Source organism: Azospirillum sp. A1-3 (assembly GCF_023806445.1).
Classification (GTDB): domain Bacteria; phylum Pseudomonadota; class Alphaproteobacteria; order Azospirillales; family Azospirillaceae; genus Azospirillum.
The window spans coordinates 682104-706324 of record NZ_JAMSLU010000004.1 but is presented as its reverse complement, the minus strand read 5'-3'; the positions used below and the strand labels follow the sequence as shown (position 1 = coordinate 706324).

Genomic DNA, 24221 nt, shown 5'->3' with positions numbered 1-24221 from the left:
CGTATGGTCGTACGATGGCTAATCGTGACCTGCGAACTCCAGAAAGAGGCGATGTGCACTACTCATCAATCGATTGGCAGCAACGTGCATAAGTGCCTTGCTGGTTCGTTGCAAACGGCACGAAGCAGCGCAGCTCGTCCTCATTCAATTTCTGCTCAAGCACAGCGAAAGCGGATTTTACCTCTGCATCCACGACATCACCGCTCATGCTCAAACCATAAGCCACGGCCATATCAGCAAGCCTCTGGATGTCGCGGACGCGCAGATGACGGTCCTTGGGCAGCTTGTAGCTGGCCGGAACCGGGAACAAGTCAACAGGCGTGGCGCTCGGTGCGCGTATCGCCGCTGCGGCAATCGCACCCTGCCCGTCTTTGAGCTTGAGCACGCTGTCCGTATCGGTCTTGGCGACCCGCGTCTGATTGCTGCTGGAAACAAACTCCTTCATTGCGTCCAGCCAATCCAGAGCATGTTGGGCGGCGCCATAATCAAAGGCGGTCTTCGCGGATGATGTGAACTTGCTCGTGCCAACAAATAGACCCTCACGCTCCTTTTCGGTGAATGGCAGGAGCGTGATGCGGTTCAGTTTGGTATTTTCTGGGACCAGAGTGCAAGAACCGTTGCCATGCACCTCCACAGACCAGTTGCTGTCTTTTAAGAAACCTGAGACGAACTGTTCAGCAGTATCACTCTTCTCGACATCGAAATACAGCGACGAGCCGACCGGCAACCCAAGGTCATGCCCAGTGATCCGCGCTTCCGCATACATGAAATCATACATGCTGGCGGCGGAGTACAGGCGACTGGTGATCGCTCCCGCGTCTTCGGAGGTCTCCACCACGATCAAACGACGCTCCTTCGCGCCAGGGGGCGTAGAGACAGAAGTGATGAACTCTACAGCCCTGAAAAAGCGGAACAGGCTATGCTGCTCCAGCGTCGACCGTGCCGACCGCTTCTTGCTCCCATGTTTCTTCAAGATCGGGGCAACATCAGCCTCTTCGGTGCTCAGCATTTTCACGATTTCAATCTGGTCCGGGCCTACAACGCGCACCAAGACAGTCGCGAACTCAGATGAGGAGGAGAGAGGGGCGCTGAGTTGAACCACGCCACTCAGGGGCTTTTCTTTCTTCAGCGCCGCAATGCCGTCGGCGATCAACGCTTCGGTCTTGGCGTCTTTGCTGGCTGCGCTTTCTGGAGAAAGATGTTGGTCCGCCTCTTCGTACCAGATCTCCAGCGTCTTTCCACCTGAGAGCAGCCACTTCGACAGTGGATCCTTGATCTTTAGGACATAGGCGACCTGAAGAACCTTCGCGTATTTTGATTGCGGAGCATCGGAGGCGTGCTTGAAGGCGATTTTGACCAATGCCGTGAAGGGGTTTTTTTGCGCGACCGCGCCCCATTTGCCGCCCATCTTGTCGACGAAGGCTTGTGCAATAGTGAAATCGCCACTTTCCAGCAGGCGACGGCCAAAATCGAATAACCCTTCCAAGGCCGCGTAGAGTGCCTTTCGCGCTCCCTCGTCAGCCTTCTCACTATCGGCAGCGGCCTTTTGGACCGGCTCAAACTCCTTGATCCAAGTTGCAAGCTGGGCGTCGTAATTGTCGCCCTTTGCCGTCCGCTTCGCCTTCCGTGCCATCATTCCCTCGCCGAAAAACTTTCGTAACGAAAAAATCCACGCTGTCGTAAGATCAGCTTGAGCTTCACCATGCCCCAATGAGCCAGTGATGTTAAAGGATTATTCCTCCGTTTTCGATGGCTGCGCAGTCTATCTGCCCGCCCTCAGTCCCAATTATGCGGAGTTCGCGGCCACTGGCTCATTCAAACGGCTGGAGACGCTGCAACCCGGCGATCTGAACTTCCTGAGCCCAGACAGTCGGCTGTTCTATTACCCCTATGCTCTCTACAGCGCGGGCCAAGCCGCAAAGACAAGAAGCGCGGCCCGCAAAGACAACATCGTCCTGCGTCGTGACCGCAACGCGACTCGTGTTATCGGGGACAGTGGCGGCTTCCAGGTGGCAACCGATACGATTGAGTGGGAAGGCCCCGATACGGCAGCACGGTTGCTCAAGTGGATGGAAGGGCACGCCGACTACTGCATGGCACTTGATTTCCCAACTGGCGGGATCAGTGGCGGGATTATTGCCAAGCACTCGAAGCGATTGATGTCCGAAGGCGTTAATCTGCCCAGCATCGCTCAGCGGAACGGCCTTGGCATTGATTACAACGCCTGCCTCGTCCAGACCCTTCGAAACAACCGGCTCTTTCGTCGCATTGCCGATCCTGGCACAAAACTCCTCAACGTTCTCCAAGGACGGAATCTTGACGAGGCTGAGGAATGGTTGCGCCACGCGCGGAAAAGCAAATTCAGGGGCTGGGCATTCGCGGGCTATTTGACCAATGACATCGCCTTGCTGCTGCGTATGCTGATACGCATGCGTGACGGCGGCGACCTGAAGGGGAAGGAGTGGCTGCACTTCCTTGGTGTCGGCAATCTTGAACTCGGATGCGTCTATACCGCCCTGCAACGGACTTTCGAGAACCAGATCGGCTCTTCCATCCAGATCTCGTACGATGCCAGTAGCCCGTTTCGCATGTATGGAAACCAGATGCTCTATTCTGGTTTTACCCTGCATCCTTCTGCCTGGAGCCTCCAGACCATCAAGTTCAGTGAACTTGCCGACGCCCAAAACAAGACGGGCACCATGATGGACGCATTACTGTCGGCAAAATTTAAGAAAGACACCTCTGGTGCCGAGGAAGCCATTGCAGAATGCACCCCGGACCTAACGAGTCATGTCGTCCGGCGCTCCAACGAAATGCCTCGCTATCTCGGAACGCACTATTTTCCGGCAGAAAGCACAGTTGCACATCTGTTGCTTCTGGATGGGCAAAGGTATTCATTTTTCAACAATGGTGACCGTGACACCGACACCGACATGCTTGCTGCCAACCACAACATCCATGTTCTGATTGATGCGCATCGCCGCGCCCAACGCGCTTTTGACGAACTGCGAACCGAACAGGTTCCTGCCCGGCTGATAGCAACAGCGGAGGTTATCAAGCAGGTTTTCAAGTCCGAAACACCGGATACACTGATCGAGCAGTGCGAGCACTTCCTGAATTTTGGTTAGAGGTATCGACCAAAGGCGCTTTGTTTGCTTTGTGTCAGAAGCAGATTCTTGCATCGCCTCATTGTCGTAACGTCACAGGCCTGCGTTTTGAGGTCGGGTATACACTCTTGCGCCTGCACCTAGAAGCAGCGAAGACCACTAAATGGCGTGCTGGGTCTTAAGGCCGCGGGGAGCAGAATTATTATCGCCTCCACACGTTACTTCCGGGCAATGCAAGTGCTGCCATTTCCCCTGGTTTAACATCCGGCTAGCTACTAAGCTGAGATCACCGGTAAGCAGGTCATGATGCCGAAAAAATGAGAGATGTGACGAGCATGCTCTTGTTTCGCGTGTATTGCCGCGTCATGGTGTGGGCACGCAAAAGCAGGGGACATAGCCAAAATGACCATTGCATTCACATTCAATCAAAGCGCGGATTTCGAAACTAACATATCGGCATTTAGCACGCATATAATCGGGATCAACAGCGTGCTCGGCACCGCTCTGACCACACGTCTTAGCGATTTGCGGGATAACACTGTATCCCAGGCTGAACTTTGGTCTGCTTTGTTTCAGGCAATTGAAGCGGCAAAGACTTCAAATGCTCAAGCCACGGCTCCAACTGCCGTTGCAACACCTCTGACAATAAGTTCTACCCCAGCTTCCGGCCATAATCCAGTTACAGGCTGGCTGCTTGAAGGAGTCAGCATTGAGGGCTTCAGAGGGATCAACAATGAGGGAAAGCCGCTAGAATTAAAATTTCATCTCAACAAAGTTAATAGCGTCTCAGCGGTCAACGGAGTAGGAAAAAGCTCGGTCTATGACGCCATTCGTTACGCAATTTCTGGAAAGCTTCCATGGCTGGATGAACTGCCTGCCTCCGAACGAGATAGCGACTATTATCTAAATCGCTTTAACACTTCCCAGTCTGCTACGATCAAATTGAAACTCGTAGCAGAGCCAACTGGCCAGCTATGCGAGGTAGTCGTCACCCGTGACGTGGCAGGCAATCGTACTGCAACTGCTCCGGCGCCTTGGAATGCGGATGATATTCTTCGTACACTCAACAGAGAGTTCGTTTTACTCGATGGGCCAACGTTCCTAAAATTCATAGCGGCCAGACCCCTCGACCGAGGCCGGACCTTTTCCGGTCTTCTAGGGCTGTCCGACTACAACGTAATGCGCCAGACCCTTGCGGGTCTCGCTAACACTCGCGCGTTCAACAACCACTTCGAGACTAGCGCCCACGAAATTAAACGGGCGCACGAGGAGAAAGCGGTCAGCGACGCAAAAAGCGCCTTTAAACAGGACTACGTCATCTTAACGGGTCAAGAGTTGACCACCACCAAGTTGGCGGAAGCCATCGAGCATTGTTACCAAGGACTTACGCAGATTGCTGTTCTATCTGACATATGCAAGGAAAAGTCGTTTCTTGAAATTGACGTTGATGCCTGTCTGGAGGCAGTAAAAGCTGCGGAAGGCGGACCTAAACGCGACCGCCTGCAAGCCTGCATCCGGGAACGTGGAGATCTTGCGAAGCGAAATACCGATGCACCGGATGAAGCCCGATGCGCGCAGCTCGGCATCTTAGCTGCCGCGCGCGAAGAGATTGTTGGGAAGACAGCCGGTAACGTAATGTTTAACCTGTTCAAAGCTGGAATAAAGGCTTTGGAGCTTCCTGAATGGCAGGATAACGGCCAGTGTCCTCTATGTGAAAACCAGACACCACATGACTTGAAAACTCATATTACTGGTAAACTCGCCAACTTCACGGCGTTAGACGACGCGACCCAGGCGGTTGCAGTGGAGTGGAACCAAGCGGGCTGGGCGGACCTCAGCGAGCTAGAACAACTTCTGGAGCCTGCCAACGATCTGCGCCTAATCGCAAAGCACAAAGCACGGGCGAATGTTGGCACGATGACTCATGATGAGGCGCTCCGCTTAGGGAAATGGGTCAGTGTTCTCCGAAAGCGCGCGGCAGAGAAAGAAGAGCAGCTCTCAATGGAGCAGAAGGGACTGGAAAAGGAATTACCGCCCTCTACAGTCGAGGTCGCCAAGAAGATCGAGGCCGCTCGGCGGCTTCAAGAGAACTGTATCAAAATTAGGGATTCTGCTCGGAAGGTTAAGCTTGAGGTCGACCGCGAAGCAACAGTGTCTCAGATAAAGAATTTTCTAGATACAGTATCGGCTGATTTTGCTTCTGCGGAGGCCCAAATCAGTAAAGACCGCCTAGCGGCAGTAGAGCCGGTTTTCCAGAGCAACTTCGCACGCATGTCGTTCCCGGGGGTAGTCCCGGCCGTCGCCAAGCGCGCGTCTAGTGAGGATCTCCAAATCCGTCTCACGGCGTTCCATGGCCTGCAGAATCTGTCACCACAAGCCGTCTTATCAGAAAGTTTCCGTAACGCATTTGCCATTTCCCTGTATTTGGCCGCCGCATCCCTCTATGGCGGTATGCCAAAGTTCATTGTTCTTGATGATGTGACCTCAAGCTTTGATGCAGGTCACCAGTTGCACCTTGTCGAGCTGCTCCGCACTGCGCTTGCCCGACCGGCGAACCCCAGCGGACTACAAGTTATTCTTCTCAGCCACGACACTATGCTTGAGAAGCTATTTAATAAGCACACGGGAAGCGGGTTCTGGTGGCACCAGCGGCTTGAGGGTGCTCCGCAGTTTGGGGTCTTTCCACAGACAGGCGCAGTCAACAAAGTTAAAGATCAGACAATCGCAATGTTGCAAGCTGGCCAAGTCGATTTTGCCAAGGAAGGTGTGCGCCAGTATCTCGAATATCGCCTGAGCGATCTGATCACCCGGCTCCGGATTCCGGTACCGATCGACATGGCATTCAACGATAACAAACAAATGGCGAACGAATTCCTAAACGCGATTGATGCCGCGGTGAAGATTAATCAAGCGGCAAACAAGCTAGTGTTGGACCAGAATCAAGTCAATGGACTAAACACCAATATGGCGACAATCGTCGGTAACTTTCTGAGTCATTGGGGCACAGGACAGACACTGAGCTTCACTGGAGCGTCTCTGCTCGGCGTAATGCAGGCAATCGACGCTTACTGCAACTGCTTTATGTTCCAACCCACACCAGGCGGAACTCCCCAGTTCTACAAAAACCTTCAGCAACGTCAGTAGCCCGGGTCGTAGAATAGGCCGCCGCCCTTTCTATTGTAACCGCTGATGCGCGCCAACCAAGGTATGAACTAGCACTACTTTGGCTATTTCAGCGGCGGTATGAAGGACAGTCAATGGGCTGGTGAACAGAGCATGAAAACGCTGGCCGGTTGAAATCGGACCATAAAGCCGGAATTTTCGCCAAAGTAGTGTTAGTGCGCTGCGGCTGCAAAGCAAATACAGCCGCAGCTTCCGCTTCATTCACTATCAGCGTAGCAGCCCTCATAGGAACGCAGCCAGCGCGTCTCGTAAGCGCGCCAGGAGCTCATTGGCGAAAGTTACTCCCACGTCATCAGACCGGCGCCGTGAGCTTCCACTCGGGCCGCAGGCGATCCTTCATCAATTCCAGCTTCACGTCGGCGTAGAAGCGATGGATCATGTCGTTGCTCGTTCCGGTGTTGCGGGCCAGGATGAAGATGTCCACTCCGGCAATGAGTTGCTGGCCGATGTAGAAGTAGCGAAACGAATAGGATATCCGACGCACACAGCGATGGTCGGTCAGCAGGTTGCACGCCTTCGATAGCTCGGCGAAGCTCTTCTTCACGCCGTCGAGCCAATTCCCGGCTGTATAGGCGCAGTCCGGCTCGGTGTCGAGCGGATCGCGCTTCATGGCTCGAACCGAGAGCATCCACGATGTGTCGAACCAGGGCAAGGTGGCTTCCTGGGGAACGAAGGTGCGGGCCTTGCCCTTTCCGCGTACGCGAAAGCGGATGTCGCGGTCACGTGACGGCTATTGCGCCACTCCCTGTAACCCGGCACATACCCCCATTTCAGCCCCTCCATTTCCGTCGGCCGACAGCCGGTGAATGCGGCGATTATCATGTAGGCGTGCAGGATAGGCCGATCCCGCCGAACGTACTCCTTGAGCTTCGGACCCCTCACACGGGCCGTTCGGGTGCATCGTCACGTTGCCGATAGGTCAGCACCGATGCCTTGTCGAGATTGGCGATGTGGCCGTAGTGGTCCATTATGACTTGGACACTGGTGCGCATATTTCGCGCGAGGTCCTCAATCGGCACTCCCCGGTCGAGTGCTTCAGTCGCTGCGGTATGGCGCAGGCTGTAAAGAGATCGTGGTGCTCCATCGCCGTCGAGCCAGAGATCAAATCTCTTGAGGCAGTTACGAAAGCTTTGTTCAAGCAAGGGCATCTCCCCTTTCTTGTAGGCGAACACAAGGTCGTCCGGCTCCGTGTGCGGGCAGATATTGCGCCATTCGATCAGCAGCGGCCCGGCATCATGCTGCGCAACCACCCATCGTGGCTCCACCTTACCGCGCAAGAAGAACTGCACATACCACTGGCTGTCCTTGTCGCTCCAGGTCGCTTTGACATCCTGCCACCGCAGCAGCGGCATGTCATTCGTTCTCATGCCACTGTAGTATACGAGTTTCACAGCGTAGTAGAGGACCGTACGAACCATACGATCTCGGTCGTTGCGCGCTTCCTGTTGCCAGAGCTTTAGCACCGTAAAGAGCGTCTTCATTTCTTCCCGCGAGAAGGCTGCCCTCCGGTTCACCTTGGTCTTGGCAAGGGCTTTAGGCTTCTTCAAACGCGAAACGACACCTCGCTTGAGATGCCCTTTGATCTCCGCCCACTCGACAATCTGGTTGATCGTGTTGAGTTCGGCGCCAATCGTAACCTTGCTGGGCTGAGCGCTTCGCTTTGCATTGTTGAGCCGCCATGTCCAATAGCGCACGGATTCCGAATGGTCGATGCTGCTCAGCGAACGGCCTTTGAAGTAGGATTTTAGGTAACGCTTGATCGCACCCTTGGCGACTCGGAGCACACTGGCCTTGTAGGCACCCTTCTTGACGAGATCTTCTTTTTCCGAAAGCCACAGATCACACGCCTTCTCAATGCGCATCTCGAAGACCGGCAGATTGTCTTCGATGCGAACTTGAAGGCGCATCCACCGCTTGCGCGCTTCAACGACGGCGGCATGGAGATCGGTCGTCTTTAGACTCTGGCGGATATAGCGGCGCGTGCCCGTCACGTATGCGCGCATCTGCCAATACGGGCTCTTGCTATCCCGCCAGATTAATAAGCCGTCTTCGATTTCCTTAGTTTCTTTAAGGCTATCAACTTCAACATCCAAGGTGTTTTCCCCAAAAGTTCGCAACCACTTCGCAACAATGTACGGGACTTTTGAGGAAAATCAACGCCTCGCAACAAGTTCGCAACAGGACATCTTAGCCTTGAGTTTCGGATTCCATTTTTAAATCAACTACTTACTTCGCTGCTGGCTGCTGCTGGGTAATGCAGTGGATGCCGCCGCCGCCGCGCACGATGTCCAGGGCCGCGATCTGCACCACCTCGCGGTCGGGGAAGGCCTTGCGGACGACGCGGAATGCCTCGTCGTCGGCCGGATCCTCGAAGGCCGGCATGACGATGCCGCCGTTGGCGATGTAGAGGTTGGTGTAGGACAGGGTCAGGCGCACGCCGTTCACGTCGCGGCGGGCCGGCTGCTGGATCGGGATGACCTCCAGCGTGCGGCCCTTCGCGTCGCGGGCACGCTTCAGCCGGTCGAGATTGTCCTGGAAGATCTTGAAGTTGGGATCGCCGGGATCGTCGGTGGTGATCGCCATCACCACGCCGGGACGCACGAACAGCGCAATCTCGTCGATGTGGCCGTCGGTCTCGTCGTCCTGATAGCCCTGCCCCAGCCAGATCACCGTCTCGACGCCGAGATGGTCCTTCAAATGCCGCTCGATCTCCTCACGCGACAGGCCGGGATTGCGGTTGGGGTTGAGCAGGCATTGCTCGGTGGTGATCAGCGTCCCCTCCCCGTCCACATGGAAGGAGCCGCCCTCCATGACCAGGGGTGCGGAAAAGCAGGGAAGCTTGAGGTGGTCGAGGATCAGGCGGCCGACCTCGCGGTCCTTCTCGCAGCCCTCGTAGTTGCCGCCCCAGGCGTTGAATCCCCAATGGACGCCGGCCAGCCCGCCCTTGCCGTCGATAACGAAGCTGGGCCCGGTGTCGCGAATCCAGGAATCGCTGATCGGCAGCGGCAGGATCTGGATGCCGGCACCGCAGGCGAGCGAGGCCTCCGCCACATCCGCCGGGTCGCACACCATCGTCACCGGCTCGAAGCGGGAGATGGCCTGCGCGACCTCGGCGTAGGCGTCGCACGCGGCGTCGAAGGCACCCTCCGGCCAGGTTTCCGGCCGGCACGGCCACGCCATCCAGCAACCGCTGTGGCGCGCCCATTCGCCGGGCATGTGGAAGCCTTGACCCGTCGGCATCGGGGCGTTCGGTGTCGTCATGCGTCGATCCCCCTACCTTTTTTAAAAGTCCCTGCCCGTCGCGGCGGCCGCGTGACTCGAAACCGCGAGCCTCAAACCGCAAGACCGGGACATTTTCCGTCCCGGTCCACCCTAACCACGGGAGCGCGCGTTTGGCAATCGCGTCCACGGCAGCCGGCACTTGGCCTTATGGCAGAGGAACTTTTGAAAGAACACGACGTCGGGTCGCGTCGGCATGCCGGGAGGGGGCCGGCATGAAGGCCGTCGGCAGCCGATCAGGCGCCGGACGGCGGGCGCAGGGCGCGGCGGGCGGTGACCGTACGGGTGGTCGAATAAGCACTGGAAACGGGATTGAAAAATCCGAGTCTCAACAAGGGGAACCACAGGAGCGCGCGCATGGCACGGCCTCTTTCGCTGTTGCAGATGGCTTCAACATAGCAAAAGAAGCAGGCAATTGCCATCCATGGCGGCAGGTTTCTCCTCTGCGCGGACGGATGAGGTGCCGGGATCGTCTATGGACCGGCCGGGCTATGGCGTCTGGCCGGTCCATAAAACTCCATCAACCGTTCTGGATCGCCATCTGCTCATCGCGTTTGCGCTGGCGTTCCTGGCGGGCCATGACGATGCTGGCGACGAAGATGCCGGTCGCCACCACCAGCACCATCAGGGTGGCCAGCGCGTTGATCTGCGGGCTGATGCCGAACTTCACGCTGGAGAAGATCACCATCGGCAGCGTCGTCGATCCGGGGCCGGAGACGAAGCTCGCCACCACCACGTCGTCCAGCGACAGGGTGAAGGCCAAAAGCCAGCCGGCGACCAGCGCCGGGGCGATCAGCGGCAGGGTGATGACGAAGAAGACCTTGGCCGGGCGGGCGCCCAGGTCCATCGCCGCCTCCTCCAGGCTGCCGTCCATGCCGGCCAACCGCGACTGGATGACCACCGCGACATAGGACATGGTGAAGGTGGTGTGGGCGATGGTGATGGTGGTGACGCCGCGCCCGTCGGGCCAGCCCACCCATTGCTCCATCGCTACGAACAGCAGCAGCAGCGACAGGCCGGTGATGACCTCTGGCATGACCAGCGGCGCGGTGATCATGCCGCCGAACAGCGTCCGGCCACGGAACCGCCCGAAGCGGGTCAAAGCCAGCCCGGCACAGGTGCCCAGCAGCACCGCCAGCGTCGCCGACACCGCCGCCACCTGGAAGGACAGCAGGGCGGCGTCCAGCAGCGTGTCGTTGTGGATCAGCTCCGCATACCATTTGGTCGAGAAACCGGCCCACACCGTCACCAGCCGCGACTCGTTGAAGCTGAAGACGATCAGCAGCGCGATGGGGACATAGAGGAAGGCATAGCCGAACAGCAGCGCCCAGGACAGAAACCCGAACCGTTTCATCGCCCGGCCTCCGCCTGTTTGCCCTGCACATGCTGGAAGATCATGATCGGCACCACCAGGACCAGAAGCAGGGCGATGGCGACGGCCGACGCGACCGGCCAGTCGCGGTTGGCGAAGAACTCGTTCCACAGGACGCGGCCGATCATCAGCGTGTCGGGGCCGCCCAGCAACTCCGGCGTCACGAACTCGCCCACCGCCGGGATGAAGACCAGCAGCGAGCCGGCGATGATGCCCGGCAGCGACAGCGGCAGCGTGATCGACAGGAAGGACTTGAAGGGACGGGAGCCGAGATCGGCCGCCGCCTCCAGCAGGCTGGGGTCCATCTTCTCCAGGGTGGAATAGAGCGGCAGCACCATGAAGGGCAGGTAGCAGTAGGTCATGCCGATATAGACGGCCCAGTCGGAATAGAGGATCTCCACCGGACCGCTGGTGATGCCCGCCCATTCCAGCAGGTTGCTGATGACGCCGTTGCCCTTGAGGATGCCGATCCAGGCATAGATGCGGATCAGGAAGCTGGTCCAGAAGGGCAGGATCACCAGCATCATCAGCGGTCCGCGCCGCGCCGGGTCGGCCTTGGCGATGGCGTAGGCCATGGGATAACCGATGAGCAGGCACAGCAGCGTGGTGACCGCCGCGATCTTCAGCGAGTTCAGGTAGGCGAGGATGTAGAGGTCGTCCCCGCCCAGCCGGAAGTAATTGCTGATGTTCAGCAGGATCTGCAGCTTCGATGTGCCGGCATCCTCGTCGGTCAGCCACTCCACCAGCGACGAATAGGGCGGCTGGGCGATGATCGATTCGGAGAAGCTGATGCCGAAGACGATCAGAAAGGGCACCAGGAAGAACAGCATCAGCCACAGATAGGGGACGGCGACGACCACGCCGCGGCCCCACAGCCCGATCCGGCTGAGCCCGGAAACGAGAATGGCGACGACCGCCCTCATTGGGTCAGCACCACGCCGGCGAAGGGGCGCCAGGTCAGGGTCACCTCGTCCTCCCAGGTGATCGGCATTTCGGTGCGGCGGGTGACGTTGGGGGCGGTGACCCGCACCGTCTTGCCGGTCGGCAACTGCACCAGATAGATCGACACGTCGCCGAGATAGGCGATCTCGCGCACGATGCCGGTGGTCTGGTTGCGGCCGTCACCGCCGGCGACCGGGTCCTTCGACAGGGCGATCTTCTCCGGCCGGATGGCGACGGAGACGGGGGAGCCGGCCGGCGCCGGGGTGGCGTGGGCGATCAGCAACTCGCAGCCGGCCTCCTCCGACGCGACGATGACCTGATCGCCTTCGGTGGAGACGACGCGGCCGTCGAACATGTTGATCGAGCCGATGAACTCGGCAACGAAGCGGCTGTGTGGATATTCGTAGATCTCGGTCGGCGTGCCCACCTGCGCGATGACGCCGTGGTTCATCACGGCGATGCGCGAGGACATCGTCATCGCCTCTTCCTGGTCGTGGGTGACGACGATGAAGGTGACGCCCAGCTTTTCCTGGATGTTGACCAGCTCGAACTGCGTGCGTTCACGCAGCTTCTTGTCCAGCGCGCCCAGCGGCTCGTCCAGCAGCAGCAGTTTCGGCCGCTTGACCAGCGAGCGGGCAAGCGCCACGCGCTGGCGCTGGCCGCCGGACAGCTGGTGCGGGCGGCGCTTGCCGAAGGCCGACAGCTGGACCATCCCCAGCATCTCCGCCACCCGGTCGCGGATCTCCGCCTTCGCCACCCCGTCCTGTTTCAGGCCGAAGGCGACGTTCTGCTCCACCGTCATGTGCGGGAACAGGGCGTAGGACTGGAACATCATGTTGACCGGCCGCTCATAGGGCGGGATGCCGGCCATATCGACGCCGTCGATGAAGATCTTGCCTTCGGTCGGCTGCTCGAACCCCGCCAGCATGCGCAGCAGAGTCGTCTTGCCGGAGCCGGAACCGCCGAGCAGGGCGAAGAACTCGTTGCGATAGATCGACAGGCTGACCTCGTCCACCGCGACGAAGTCGCCGAAGGTCTTCGTCACCTTCTCGATTCGGACATACGGCGTCTGGCCCGCGTCCTGCCACGGTTCCAGACGGGTGGGTTTGCGAATCGGCTGACCGGCCATCCGGGTTCCTCTTTCATGACGACGCCCCGGCCGCTCCCCATCGCTGGGGATCGGCCGGGGCGGGCCAGCGCCACAGATCGGCGCCTCGTTGGGAGCGGCTTACTTGCCGGTCTTGACCTTGGTCCACACGCGGGTGCGGGCGCGGTCGGTGGTCTGCTTGATCTGCTTCAGCGAGAACAGCTTTACCTTGCTGTCGGCCGGCAGGAAGATGCCGGGGTTCGACTTGATGTCGTCGGCCACCATCGGCAGCGAGGCCGGCACCGCGTTGGCGTAGCTGACCTTGTTGGAGATGTTGGCCATGTTGGCCGGGTCGAGCACGAAGTTGATGAACTCGTACGCGCCCTCCTTGTTCGGCGCGTCGGCCGGGATCGCCAGCGTGTCCCACCAGACCTGCACGCCTTCCTTCGGCGTGATGTATTCGACCTTGGCGCTCTTGGCCTCGGCGGCGCGGGCGGCGCCCTGGATGGCGTCGCCGTTGTAGGCCATCACGACGCAGGCGTCGCCGCCGGCCAGGATGTTGATGTTCTCACCGGTGACGAACCGCTTGATGTAGGGGCGAACCGCCATCAGCGTCTTTTCGACCTTCTCCAGATCCTCCTTCTTCTCGGAGTTCGGATCGAGGCCGAGATAGTTCAGCACCGACGGGATGACGTCGATGGCCGAATCCATCACGGTGATGCCGCAGGCCGAAACCTTCTTCGCCACTTCCGGCTTGAAGATCAGGTCCCAGCTGTCGAGCGCGACGTCGGGGGCGACGGCCTTGATCTTTTCCGGGATGATGGCGATGCCGACGGTACCGCCGAGATAGGGCACGGCGTACTTGTTGCCGGGGTCGGAATTCTCCAGCAGCTTCAGGACCTTGGGGTCGACGTTCTTGTAGTTGGGGATCTTCGACTTGTCGAGCGGACCCACCACCTTGGCCTGGATCAGGCGGGACAGGGTCGGCTCCGCGGTCGGCACGATCACGTCATAGCCGGACTTGCCGACGAGCACCTTCTGCTCCAGCAGTTCCAGGCTGTCGTACAGGTCGACCTTCGTCTCAGCGCCCGTGGCCTTGGTGAAGTCGGCGAGGGTCGTTTCACCCAGATAATCGTTCCAGATGTAGATGTTGACCGGCTTCTTGGCCTGGGCCATCGCCGGGCCGGCGACGGCAATCGCCGCGACCGCGCCGATGAGGCTGAGAGCGAGTTTTTTCATGATTTGCCCCGACCTGTTCGTGAGTGTTGCGGGCGCCGCCACATCCCAACGGCATACCCGGCTCGCGGGCGCTATTGCACCCACGGCCGGGCATGTTGTCAACGGTTAGGGTCGAGGTTTCAATCGCCTGCGGGTCAGGCCGGGGAAACAAGGCGGGCACCGCGCCGGGGGTGGCGACCGGCCGCGCTCCCTGAGGGCAAAACAGCCCGCATGACGGGAAGCGCGGCCGGCAAAGGAAAGCCTTTCCCCGGTCTAAGGCCTGTCGGCCGGCAACCGGGACGCCAAACGCTGAAATTGCATACGCCAGTATTTCCACTCGCGACTATGTCGTCAGTTATAGCCCTGGCGATTTTCCGGTCAATGCAACAATTGTCGCATTCCGTTACTGGTTTGAAAGACGGCGTGACGGGATTCGTTTCCAGACAATCGTATTCATATCAACACGTTGCGGCTTCCGGCCGTCGATGAGCGCCAGCGGTGGCAATCAGCTCTGCGCGGTCAGCACGACGCCCAGCACCACCAGCAGGGTGCCGATGACGCGGGTCAGGCTCATGGTCTCGCCCAGCAGCAGGACGCCGAGCGCCAGCGTGACCAGAAAGCCCAGCCCGACGAAGGGATAGGCCATGGTGACCTCGACCTTCGCCAGCACCGCCAGCCACACCACCATGCCCAGCCCATAGCAGGCGAGCCCGGTCAGGATGTGCGGCGTGGCGACGACCGACAGGGCGATCTGCCCGGCCTCCCCCCGCGCCAGCGCGGTCGATACCGCCGGGCTGGACATGCCGATCTTCAGCGAGATCTGGGCGATGGCGGACAGGGTAACGCTCAGCAGGATCAATCCGACGACGGCGATGGGCATGGGGACTCCCGGCTAAAGGCGGAATGGTGGAGGACGGCGGCTCAGGTCCGGCCGAAGAGAAGGGCGGCGCCGCAGACCGCGCCGATGGCGAGGCTCCACTTGTCACGGGCGGCGAACACCACCGGATCGTCATGCATCAGCCCGCGGTGGGTCTGCAGCCACACCCGCCCGATCCAGAAGAGCAGAAGCGGACAGATGATCCACAGCGCCTGCGGCTGGTCATAAACGCGCCCGACCTCCGGGCTGTTGATGTAGAGCGCCATCACCAGCACCGAGAGGAAGCCGGCCGACACGCCGATGGATTGCAGGACCGGCATGTCGGCGGTCACATAGCCGCGCCCCTCCGCCTGTTCCAACCCGAGCTTCACCATGCTGTCCATCTCGGAATAGCGCTTCACCATGGCGAGGCTGAGGAACAGGAACATGGAGAAGGCCAGCAGCCAGAAGGACGGGACGATGGCCGTCGCCGTGGCGCCGCCCAGCACGCGCAGCGAATAGAGCCCGGCCAGCAGCATCACGTCCCAGATCACCCGGTTCTTGGCGAACAGGTTGTAGAACAGCGACGAGGCGGCATAGGTCGCCAGCGCCGCCAGGAACAGCGGCGGCAGCGCCACCAGCGACAGGACGAGGCTCGCCAGCAGCAGGCCGGGGATCAGCGTCAGGCCGAGGTCGAGCGGCAGGTCGCCGGCGGCGAAGGGACGGCGGCGCTTGCGCGGGTGCCGCCGGTCGGCCGGCAGGTCGAGCAGGTCGTTCAGCACATAGATGCTCGACGCGCACAGGCCGAAGGCGAGGAAGGCCGCCGCCGCCTGCAGCGTCGGGCCGACCTCGCCCAGCTTTTGGCCGGCCAGCAGGGGCACGAAGACCAGCAGGTTCTTCAGCCACTGGTGCAGGCACAGCGCCTTGAAGATCAGCAGCAGGCGCGGCCGGCGCGGGGTCGTGATGGCTTCCAGCGGGCAGAGGGTGGCGGCATGGCGCAGCACGGCGGCCGGCGCATCCACCGCGATGCCGCAACGGGCGCCGCGCCAGATCGCATAATCGGCCTCGTCGTTGCCCATGTAATCGAAGACGCCGGACGGCACCTGCGCGCGGATCGCCTCGTACTTGCGCTCGCTTTTCAGGTTCACGCCGTCATTACTGGCAAGGACCTGATCGAACAGGCCGAGATGGCGGGCGATGGCGTCGGCATAGCGGTGGTGGGCGGCGGTGGCCAGCACCAGCCGGCGCCCGCGCTTGCGCTCGGCATCCAGCCGTTCCAGGACGGCGGGATTGTAGACGAGGCCGGTCGGATCGATGTCGACACGCCGGGCCAGCTCCGCCTTCAGCCGCGCCTTGCCCCCCGCCAGCCAGACCGGCACGAGCAGCGCCGCCCAGGGCCGGGCCTTGATCAGGCCGAACAGCGATTCATAGAGAAGGTCAGTCTTCAGCAGCGTGCCGTCGAGATCGACGAACAGCGGCGGCTCCTCCGCGGCGGGCGGCGGGACCGCCGTTTCGGCCGCGGCGGCACGGGGAAGCGCCACCGTGGTGGCGGTCAGGCCGGGAGCGCCCGCATACGGAACGCGGTCTCTGCGGTCGCCGGCGTCCGCCCCGCCCCAGACCAACGTGGCGCGGTCGTGCCGCCCTGCCAGCACGACCGTCAGCCCCAGCAGCATCAGGGTGGCGAAGAACAGGTAGGATTGCAGGACGTTCAGCGGCGTGTCGGCCAGAGCGTTGACCGGCCAGAACAGCAGGTTGCCGGCCAGGAAATAGGCCACGGCCAGCAGAGCCGCCGCCCCGGCCGGACGCCGCAGGCCGGGTTCCAGCAGGATCAGGAAGGCCAGCGCGAAGGCCGGCAGCAGGATGCCGTAATGATGCACCCAGGCGACCGGCGAGCCGACGGTGAAGCAGATGCCGGCGACGACGAAGGGCAGGATCCGCTCGGCTCCCCGGTCGCGCCGGCGCCACAGCAGGCCGAGGGCGACGAAGGCAAGGCCGGAGATCTGCGTGGCGATATGGACCGCCGGATGGTAGGGGGCGAAGGCCTCCGCCGACCAGTCGAGGTTGTTGCCATTGTGCAGCAGGCGGTTGACCAGCCCGTTGACGGTCTGGTTGACGTGATAGCTCTCGCCATGGCGGCCGATGAACAGCAGAACGTCGAGGTAATCGACCATCGGGGCGAAGCCGTAGAACAGGGTCGCCAGCGCCACGCCCGGCACCACCACGGCCGCCCAGCCCGCCGCCATCCGCCAGTCGCCGCGCAGAACCGCCCAGACGAGGAACAGCGACATCTGCGGCTTCATCAGCGTCGATGCGCCGAGCAGGGCGCCGCACAGGGCGCGGCGGTCCCGCAACAGGGCGATGCAGGCGAAGACAAAGGCCGCATTCAGCCAGACCTGGACCTGCCCCAGCGAGAAGGCCTTCAGCACCGGGTAGAAGCACAGGGTCGCGACGAAGCCGAAGCCGCCGAGCAGCACCTGTGTCATGCGGTCGTCACGGGCACCCGGCACCCGCAAACGGGCGGCCATCTCCAGCACCAGGATCGCCATGCCGGCTGCGGTCGCCAGCACGAACAGCAGGTTGACCCGCTCGAAGGCCACGAGGTTCAGCACCCCCAGCGCCTTCATCGCCTCCAGCGGCAACAGCGAGGTCACCGGATACTGGAACTTGATGTGCTGCTGGAAGAACACCCCTTCATAGACATTCTCGCCGGGCCGCTCGTGCAGCCAGTTGAGCGCCGCGATCATCGGATCCCAGCTGTCGACCGGAATCAGGTCCTGGTTTTCCAGCACGAACAGGTTCTGGATGTCGGTCAGGTTGCTGGCATGGCCGCCGCGGTGCAGAGCCAGCCCGAGCAGCCCCGTCGTCAGCACGATGAACAACGACGCCAGGATGATGCTGCGCTGGACCCAGCCAACGCTGTGGAGGCCGGTCCGAAGGGACGGGATCGCTGGTTGCATGCTCATGCTTGGCCATCCATCGGTTGCCCATCGATTGTGTGGAGACAGTGCCCGTGCGCCGGTCCGGCCGCTCGCCTGGATTATCCGAATAGGCAATCGAAGGCACAGCGCGGCGGCAGGGGGCGCCGTCTCCGCGAAAAACGGTTACGTGTGTTGACTATTTCCAAAGGAGATAACAAAGTGCAGCAATGCCGAGACGCCATGCAGCGCCCGCATCTCCTTCCGCCTCCTCTGACACAGCCGAAAATACACTGCGGCTTTGCTTTGAAAGTCTTCGATTTCGTGTTCGGGCGGCCATAAGCGGATTAACGCCAGCTTTGAAAATTTCGGCTGTGCCGACACGGCCGATCAGCGCGGTCGTGGCATGGAACGGCGCCCGGCGATCGATCGGGGTGGGGCTGCGGACCGGTCGGAGTAGGACAGGCGGCCATTGCCAGCACGCGGCCGGTCTTCCTGGCCGAACTTGCGAAATTCCGTGGCGGATCGGCGCACGAACGGGGTGCCGGCCGGCGCGATCCGCTAAGCGCCGGGCAGGTGCCGGACCGCCGGATCCCACGCAGGAACAGGGAACCAAACACGTAAAAGGGCGGCCGACGGATGTCTCCGCGGGCCGCCCCTTCGTTCGTCAGCTTAAGATTTCAGACGTTCAGCAGCAGGTTTTCCCGTTCCCACGAGCTGATGACGCGGTTGTAAGCCTCGTACTCCGCCTCCTTGACGCAGGCGACGGCGTCGATGAAGCGCTCGCCGAGGATTTCCTTCAGCGGCTTGCAGGCGTTGAACTTGGTCAGCGCCTCCGACTGGTGGCGCGGCAGGGTGAAGGCGAGGCGGTAGGCGGAGCCCTTGATCGGGTCGTTCGGCTCCAGCCCCTGGATCATGCCGATATAGCCGCAGGCCAGCGACGCGGCGATGGCGAGGTAGGGGTTGGCGTCGGCGCCGGCCACCCGGTTCTCCACCCGGCGGGCGTCGGGCTGGGAGACGGGAACGCGCAGTCCGGTGGTGCGGTTGTCACGGCCCCAATGCACGTTGATCGGCGCATCGGAGTTGGGAACCAGCCGGCGGTAGCTGTTGACGTTGGGCGCCAGCAGCGGCATCGCGTAGGGCAGGTATTTCTGCAGGCCGGCGATGTGCGACATGAACAGGGCGCTGTCGGTGCCGTCGGGATTGGCGAACAGGTTGCGGCCGCTGTCGGCGTCCACCACCGACTGGTGGATGTGCATGGCGCTGCCGGGTTCGCCCTGCATCGGCTTGGCCATGAAGGTGGCGTAGATATGGTGGCGCATCGCCGCCTCGCGCGCCGTGCGCTTGAACAGGAAAGCCTGGTCGGCCAGTTCCAGGGCGTCGCCGTGGTTGAAGTTGATCTCGATCTGGGCGGCGCCGGCCTCGTGGGTCAGCGTGTCGATGTCGATGTCCTGCTTCTCGCAGAAATCATAGACCGCCTCGAAGATCGGATCGAATTCGTTGACGGCGTCGATGCCGAAGGCCTGCCGCCCGCTTTCCATCCGGCCGTTGCGCCCGACCGGCGGCACCAGCGGATAGTCGGGGTCCTTGTTGACCTGGACCAGGAAGAATTCCAGCTCCGGCGCCACCAGCGGCTTCCAGCCGCGCTCCTCGTACAGCGACAGCACGCGCTTCAGGACATGGCGGGGCGAGACGTCGACCGGCTTGCCGTCGGCATAGACGCAGTCGGTGATGACCTGGGCCGTCGGCTCGTTGTACCAGGGAACGAAGCGGATCGTGCGTTCGTCCGGGATCATGTAGATGTCGGAATTCTCGTCCGAGGTGATGTCCTCGTCCTCGGGGAATTCACCGGTCACGGTCTGGACGAAGATCGCCTCGGGCAGGCGCAGGCCGCGGTCGCGCAGGATGCGGAGGAACTTCTCGGCAGGGACAATCTTTCCCCGCGCAATGCCCGACATGTCGGGCACAAGGCATTCGACTTCGGTAATGCGGTTCTTCTTGATGAAGTCTTCCATAAAACCCATGGGTATGGCGGACCGCTCCGGGCGATGGGCAGCCCCCTCCGTGCTGTGAACGACAGCGACACTATGACGCCGTTCCGGCGGGACGCGCCAGAGGGTTCCGCATGATGCTTTGGTGAAACATCCGCCTTTCCGTTGACCTCCCCCATCGGCTGGGACTTAACTGCCGCCATGCCGAAAGCCTCATACCTGAACAGCTGGTACGCGGCCTCCGCCGCGCCCCGTGTCGACCGCCCAACCCTGGAGGGGGAGGTCGCCTGCGACGTCTGCATCGTCGGCGGCGGCTACACCGGCCTAACCACGGCGCTGGAACTGGCGGAGCGCGGCTTCGACGTCGTCCTGCTGGAGGCGGAACGTTGCGGCTGGGGGGCGTCGGGCCGCAACGGCGGGCAGATCATCACCGGCTACAACAAGCCGATGGCGACGATCGAGGGCTGGATCGGCAAGGAGGATGCCCGCCGCCTGTGGGAGTTCGGCGAGGAGGCCAAGACCCAGCTGGCCGAGCGGGTGGAACGCCACGCCATCGCCTGCGACCTGACCTGGGGCTTCGCCTATGCCGCGCTGAAGCCGCGCCACATGCAGGACGTGGCGGCGCTGGAGCGGGAAATGCGCGACGGCTACGGCTATGACCGGGTGCAGCGGCTCGACCGCGCCGGCATCCGCGCCCATGTCGGCAGCGAGGCCTATATCGGCGGCCTGCTGGACGAGGGCAGCGGCCATCTGCATCCGCTGAACTATGCCCTCGGCCTTGCCCGCGCCGCCGATGCCGCCGGGGTGCGCATCTTCGAGAAAAGCCGCGTCCTCGCCATGGACAGCGGCGCCGCGCCTTGGGTCCGCACCGAACGCGGTCGGGTGACGGCGAAGCACCTGATCCTGGCCGGCAACGCCTATCTCGGCGGGCTGGCCCCGGCGCTGGACCGCACCATCATGCCGGTCGCCACCTATATGATCGCCACCGAGCCGCTGGGGGCGGAGCGGGCCGCCGCGCTGCTGCCGACGAACATCGCGGTGTCGGACATGAAGTTCTCGCTCGATTACTTCCGCCGCTCCGCCGACCACCGGCTGCTGTTCGGCGGCGGCGTCAGCTATTCGGGGGTGGACGCGCCGGGTCTGAAGCAGGCGATGCGGCTGAAGATGCTGGCGATCTATCCGGAGCTGAAGGACGCCCGTGTCGAGTATTTCTGGGGCGGGCGGGTCGCCATCACCATGAACCGCATGCCGCATCTGGGCAGGCTGTCGCCGACGACGCTGTACGCCCACGGCTATTCCGGCCATGGCGTGGCGCTGGCCGGCATGGCCGGGCGGCTGATGGCGGAGACGGTGAGCGGCACCGCCGGGCGCTTCGACGTGTTCGCCCGCATCCCGCACATGCCGTTCCCCGGCGGGCGGCGGTTCCGCACACCGGCGCTGGTCCTCGCAATGATGTGGTTCCGTCTGCGCGATCTGCTGTAGGCTGCGCAAGCAATCGACAGTCCCCTCCTCCGGCCTTGAGTCCCCTCCCCGCCCATGACCGATACCTCCAGCAGCGACGAGACCACCCCCTCCCCGGACGGCGCCCCGGACTCCGGCATCGCCGAAAAGGCCGCGCAGGAGAATGTTCTGGTCCAGCCGATGCGGGACACGCATTTCGATTTCCAGCACAAGGTCTTCAGCCTGCCCGGCGCCTTCTTCTGCCAGGAGCCGAACAGCAAGGAAGCGGTGCTGAACATCCTGCTGGGCGACCTGAAGGCGGCGCTCGCCTTTCCCACCCTGATGGAGTCCTTCCAGATCGAGGAGGGCAGCCATGACGCCCGCCTGCTGGAGATCATCGAACAGGGACTGGCCTTCGTGAAGCAGATCCGGCCGGGCGAGGAAATTCCGGGCGAACTGCTGGACGGCCGGGCCTCGTGGTCGGTGGAGGACAGGCACCGCATCACCGCCAAAGGGAGGCTGACCATGCAGATCGTCTCCTCCTTCACCGGAAACGAGATCATCGTTTCCGACCAGTCGCAACTGGAACAGCTGTTGGATGATCCGCAGACACACGAGAAGATGAAGGCGGCCTTCGCCAAGATCGCCGAGCGGCTGAAGCTGACCACCAACGCCGAGCAGTATCTGACCGACCGCATCGACGATCTGGCGCAGGAACTGTCCTACATCGAGGCGTTGCGCGACCGCTTCAGGCACATCCGCCGCATCGAACAGGCGATGGCGAAGCTGGCCACCATCTACCGCACCGACCGTACCTTCTGCAGCGAGTTGAACCGCATGCAGGGGCTGATCCGCAAGCCGGTGCGCGAATACGACATGATCTTCGATCAGGCCGACGCCCAGACCGGCGACATCGTCGGGGCATTGCGCAACTTCCACCCCACCATCCAGTTCATCCGCAAGATCCGCGACGACCTGCGCGCCAAGCTGCTGGAGTGGGAAGACCTGCTGCATGGCTGGGACGAGATCACGATGGAACGCTCGCCGAAGGTGGAGGCCTTGCAAAAGCAGACCTACCGGTTCCTGGCGAGCCGCTACATCGAAACGACGGTGTGGAAACGGGGCGGATAAACGAAAGGGGCGCCGCCAGCCGGCGACGCCCCCTCAGTCACTTCAAGAACAAGACTTACCAGCTATCTTTTACCAGCTCTTGGCACGGGCCGCCGGCTTGCCGTTGCCGTGGGCTTCCCGGCGGGCATGGCCATGGTCCGGACGGGCGTCGCCGCGGTGGTTGTCGTTGCGGCCATAGTCCGGACGCGGGCCGCGCGGAGCGTGCGGACCCTTGGACTCGCCATTGCGGTGCCACGGCTTGCCGCCGCCACCCGGACGGCCATTGCGGGCCGGCGGACGGCCGGCGCCACCGGTGGTGAAGGGGCGCGTCGGCTCCAGGCCGGGCACCACATGCACTTCGAGCGTCGCCTTCGTGTAGCGCTCGATGCGGACCAGGGTCTCGCGGTCGGCGCGGGCGGCGAAGGAGATCGCAACGCCCGAGGCGCCGGCGCGGCCGGTGCGGCCGATGCGGTGGACATAGTCCTCCGCCGAACGCGGCAGGTCGAAATTGATGACGTGGGTGATGTCGCGCACGTCGATGCCGCGGGCGGCGACGTCGGTGGCGACCAGCAGGCGGACCTGACCGGACCGCAGGCGCTGGAGCGTGCGGTTGCGCTTGGTCTGGTCCATGTCACCGTGCAGGGCGGCGGCGGCATGGCCGGCGGCGCTCAGCTCTTCGGCCAGCGTGTCGGCATCACGCTTGGTGGCGGCGAAGATGATCGCCTTGCCGACCTCTTCCTGGGCAGCGAAATGCTGCAGCAGGCGGCGCTTGTGGTCCAGATCGTCGGCATGGTGCAGACGCTGTTCCACGTTGATCGCGGTCGCCTGGCTCTCGACGGCCACGCGCTCCGGGTTGCGCAGCAGGTTGCCGGCCAACTGCGCCATGCGGCGGTCCAGCGTGGCGGTGAACAGCAGGGTCTGGCGCGTCGGCGGGCAGCACTTGGCAATGGTCTCGACATCGTCGAGGAAGCCCATGTCCAGCATGCGGTCGGCCTCGTCGAGGATCAGCACCTCAACTTCGTCCAACGCGATGCGGCGGCGGGAAACATGGTCCAGCAGGCGGCCCGGGGTGCAGACGAGGACGTCGACCGGGCGCGACAGCAGGCGCAGCTGCTCGCGGTAGGGCATGCCGCCGACCACGTCCACGATGTTCAGCTTCATGAACTTCGCGTACTTGCGGGCGGCGTCGGTGACCTGCTTGGCCAGCTCGCGGGTCGGAGCCAGAACCAGCACGCGCGGGGTGGCGGCGCCGTTCAGCGGCAGCTCGGCGGTGCGGGTCAGCGCCGGCAGCATGAAGGCGGCGGTCTTGCCGGTGCCGGTCTCGGCGGTGGCGAGGATATCGCGGCCCTGGAGCGCCGGCGGAATGGCGGCGAGCTGGACCGGGGTGGGAACGGTGTATTCGAACGCCTCGAGGGCCTTCAGGACGAGCGGGTGCAGGCCGAGTTCGGAAAACGTCAAGTCGTAACAACCTTCTCAAAGCAACACGGCACGGCCCCGCGCGCCCCGATGGCGGGCGTGGGACATACCGGCGGACTCGCCGGGAGGAGGTCGATAGAGGGAGAGGCGTCTATCCGATGCAGCGGCCAGAGCGTCCCTAGAACCCTGGGACGTTTGCCCCCGAAGGAGCTGCCGTTGCGCAATCACAGCGCGTCTCGCTCAAGAGACGCGCGAGCCTCCAGCGATCAAGACGCCCTACATAAGCTATTGCGCCGCACAAGACA

General features: G+C 62.1%; 16 protein-coding genes. 4 read left to right on the top strand and 12 right to left on the bottom strand.

What is annotated here, in order from left to right; genetic code table 11:
* Positions 1–58 precede the first annotated feature (58 nt).
* Positions 59–1636 (bottom strand): hypothetical protein, encoded by a 1578-nt coding sequence (locus M5E06_RS24400; RefSeq protein WP_252140401.1) that lies wholly within the window; start codon positions 1634–1636, stop codon positions 59–61.
* An 85-nt stretch (positions 1637–1721) separates the two neighbouring features.
* Here M5E06_RS24400 and M5E06_RS24395 point away from each other — a divergent pair, with 85 nt between their 5' ends.
* Positions 1722–3128, top strand: coding sequence for a hypothetical protein (locus M5E06_RS24395; protein ID WP_252140400.1), 1407 nt, complete (start codon positions 1722–1724; stop codon positions 3126–3128).
* A gap of 381 nt (positions 3129–3509) precedes the next feature.
* Positions 3510–6251, top strand: a complete 2742-nt coding sequence (locus M5E06_RS24390) for an ATP-binding protein (protein ID WP_252140399.1) — start codon at positions 3510–3512, stop codon at positions 6249–6251.
* A 331-nt stretch (positions 6252–6582) separates the two neighbouring features.
* Here the strand turns inward: M5E06_RS24390 and M5E06_RS24385 are convergent, their stop codons facing one another.
* The 10 genes from M5E06_RS24385 to M5E06_RS24340 all read right to left on the bottom strand — a co-directional run bounded on the left by M5E06_RS24385 (position 6583) and on the right by M5E06_RS24340 (position 19983).
* Positions 6583–6942, bottom strand: coding sequence for a hypothetical protein (locus tag M5E06_RS24385; RefSeq protein WP_252140398.1), 360 nt, complete (start codon positions 6940–6942; stop codon positions 6583–6585).
* 226 nt (positions 6943–7168) lie between these two features.
* Positions 7169–8383 carry a tyrosine-type recombinase/integrase gene (locus M5E06_RS24380; RefSeq protein ID WP_252140397.1) on the bottom strand — a complete coding sequence of 405 codons (1215 nt, stop codon included), beginning with the start codon at positions 8381–8383 and terminating at the stop codon, positions 7169–7171.
* Between the two features lie 133 nt (positions 8384–8516).
* Positions 8517–9551 carry an agmatine deiminase family protein gene (locus M5E06_RS24375; protein ID WP_252140396.1) on the bottom strand — a complete coding sequence of 345 codons (1035 nt, stop codon included), beginning with the start codon at positions 9549–9551 and terminating at the stop codon, positions 8517–8519.
* Positions 9552–10089: 538 nt separating this feature from the next.
* Positions 10090–10923 carry an ABC transporter permease subunit gene (locus tag M5E06_RS24370; protein WP_109151878.1) on the bottom strand — a complete coding sequence of 278 codons (834 nt, stop codon included), beginning with the start codon at positions 10921–10923 and terminating at the stop codon, positions 10090–10092.
* A complete protein-coding gene (locus tag M5E06_RS24365; RefSeq protein WP_252140395.1) occupies positions 10920–11864 on the bottom strand; it encodes an ABC transporter permease subunit in 945 nt (314 codons plus the stop codon). The genes M5E06_RS24370 and M5E06_RS24365 overlap by 4 nt, the downstream gene beginning before the upstream one ends.
* Entirely contained in the window at positions 11861–13012 is a 1152-nt protein-coding gene (locus M5E06_RS24360; protein ID WP_109151876.1) for an ABC transporter ATP-binding protein, read from the bottom strand. The genes M5E06_RS24365 and M5E06_RS24360 overlap by 4 nt, the downstream gene beginning before the upstream one ends.
* A gap of 99 nt (positions 13013–13111) precedes the next feature.
* Positions 13112–14209 (bottom strand): extracellular solute-binding protein, encoded by a 1098-nt coding sequence (locus M5E06_RS24355; protein WP_252140394.1) that lies wholly within the window; start codon positions 14207–14209, stop codon positions 13112–13114.
* 484 nt (positions 14210–14693) lie between these two features.
* A complete protein-coding gene (locus tag M5E06_RS24350) occupies positions 14694–15068 on the bottom strand; it encodes an EamA family transporter (protein WP_085085754.1) in 375 nt (124 codons plus the stop codon).
* A 41-nt stretch (positions 15069–15109) separates the two neighbouring features.
* Positions 15110–18007 carry a UbiA family prenyltransferase gene (locus M5E06_RS24345; protein ID WP_252140393.1) on the bottom strand — a complete coding sequence of 966 codons (2898 nt, stop codon included), beginning with the start codon at positions 18005–18007 and terminating at the stop codon, positions 15110–15112.
* A 632-nt stretch (positions 18008–18639) separates the two neighbouring features.
* Positions 18640–19983 carry a glutamine synthetase family protein gene (locus tag M5E06_RS24340; protein ID WP_109151870.1) on the bottom strand — a complete coding sequence of 448 codons (1344 nt, stop codon included), beginning with the start codon at positions 19981–19983 and terminating at the stop codon, positions 18640–18642.
* A gap of 168 nt (positions 19984–20151) precedes the next feature.
* On the opposite strand from M5E06_RS24340, the gene M5E06_RS24335 reads away from it, so the two are divergent.
* Entirely contained in the window at positions 20152–21432 is a 1281-nt protein-coding gene (locus tag M5E06_RS24335; RefSeq protein WP_252140392.1) for an NAD(P)/FAD-dependent oxidoreductase, read from the top strand.
* Positions 21433–21486: 54 nt separating this feature from the next.
* Positions 21487–22521: a hypothetical protein gene (locus M5E06_RS24330; RefSeq protein ID WP_252140391.1), complete on the top strand. Its 1035-nt coding sequence runs from the start codon at positions 21487–21489 to the stop codon at positions 22519–22521.
* A 69-nt stretch (positions 22522–22590) separates the two neighbouring features.
* On the opposite strand, the gene M5E06_RS24325 is transcribed toward M5E06_RS24330, so the two are convergent.
* Complete coding sequence (locus tag M5E06_RS24325; RefSeq protein ID WP_252140390.1) at positions 22591–23958, bottom strand: DEAD/DEAH box helicase; 1368 nt, start codon at positions 23956–23958, stop codon at positions 22591–22593.
* Between the last annotated feature and the right edge of the window lie 263 nt (positions 23959–24221).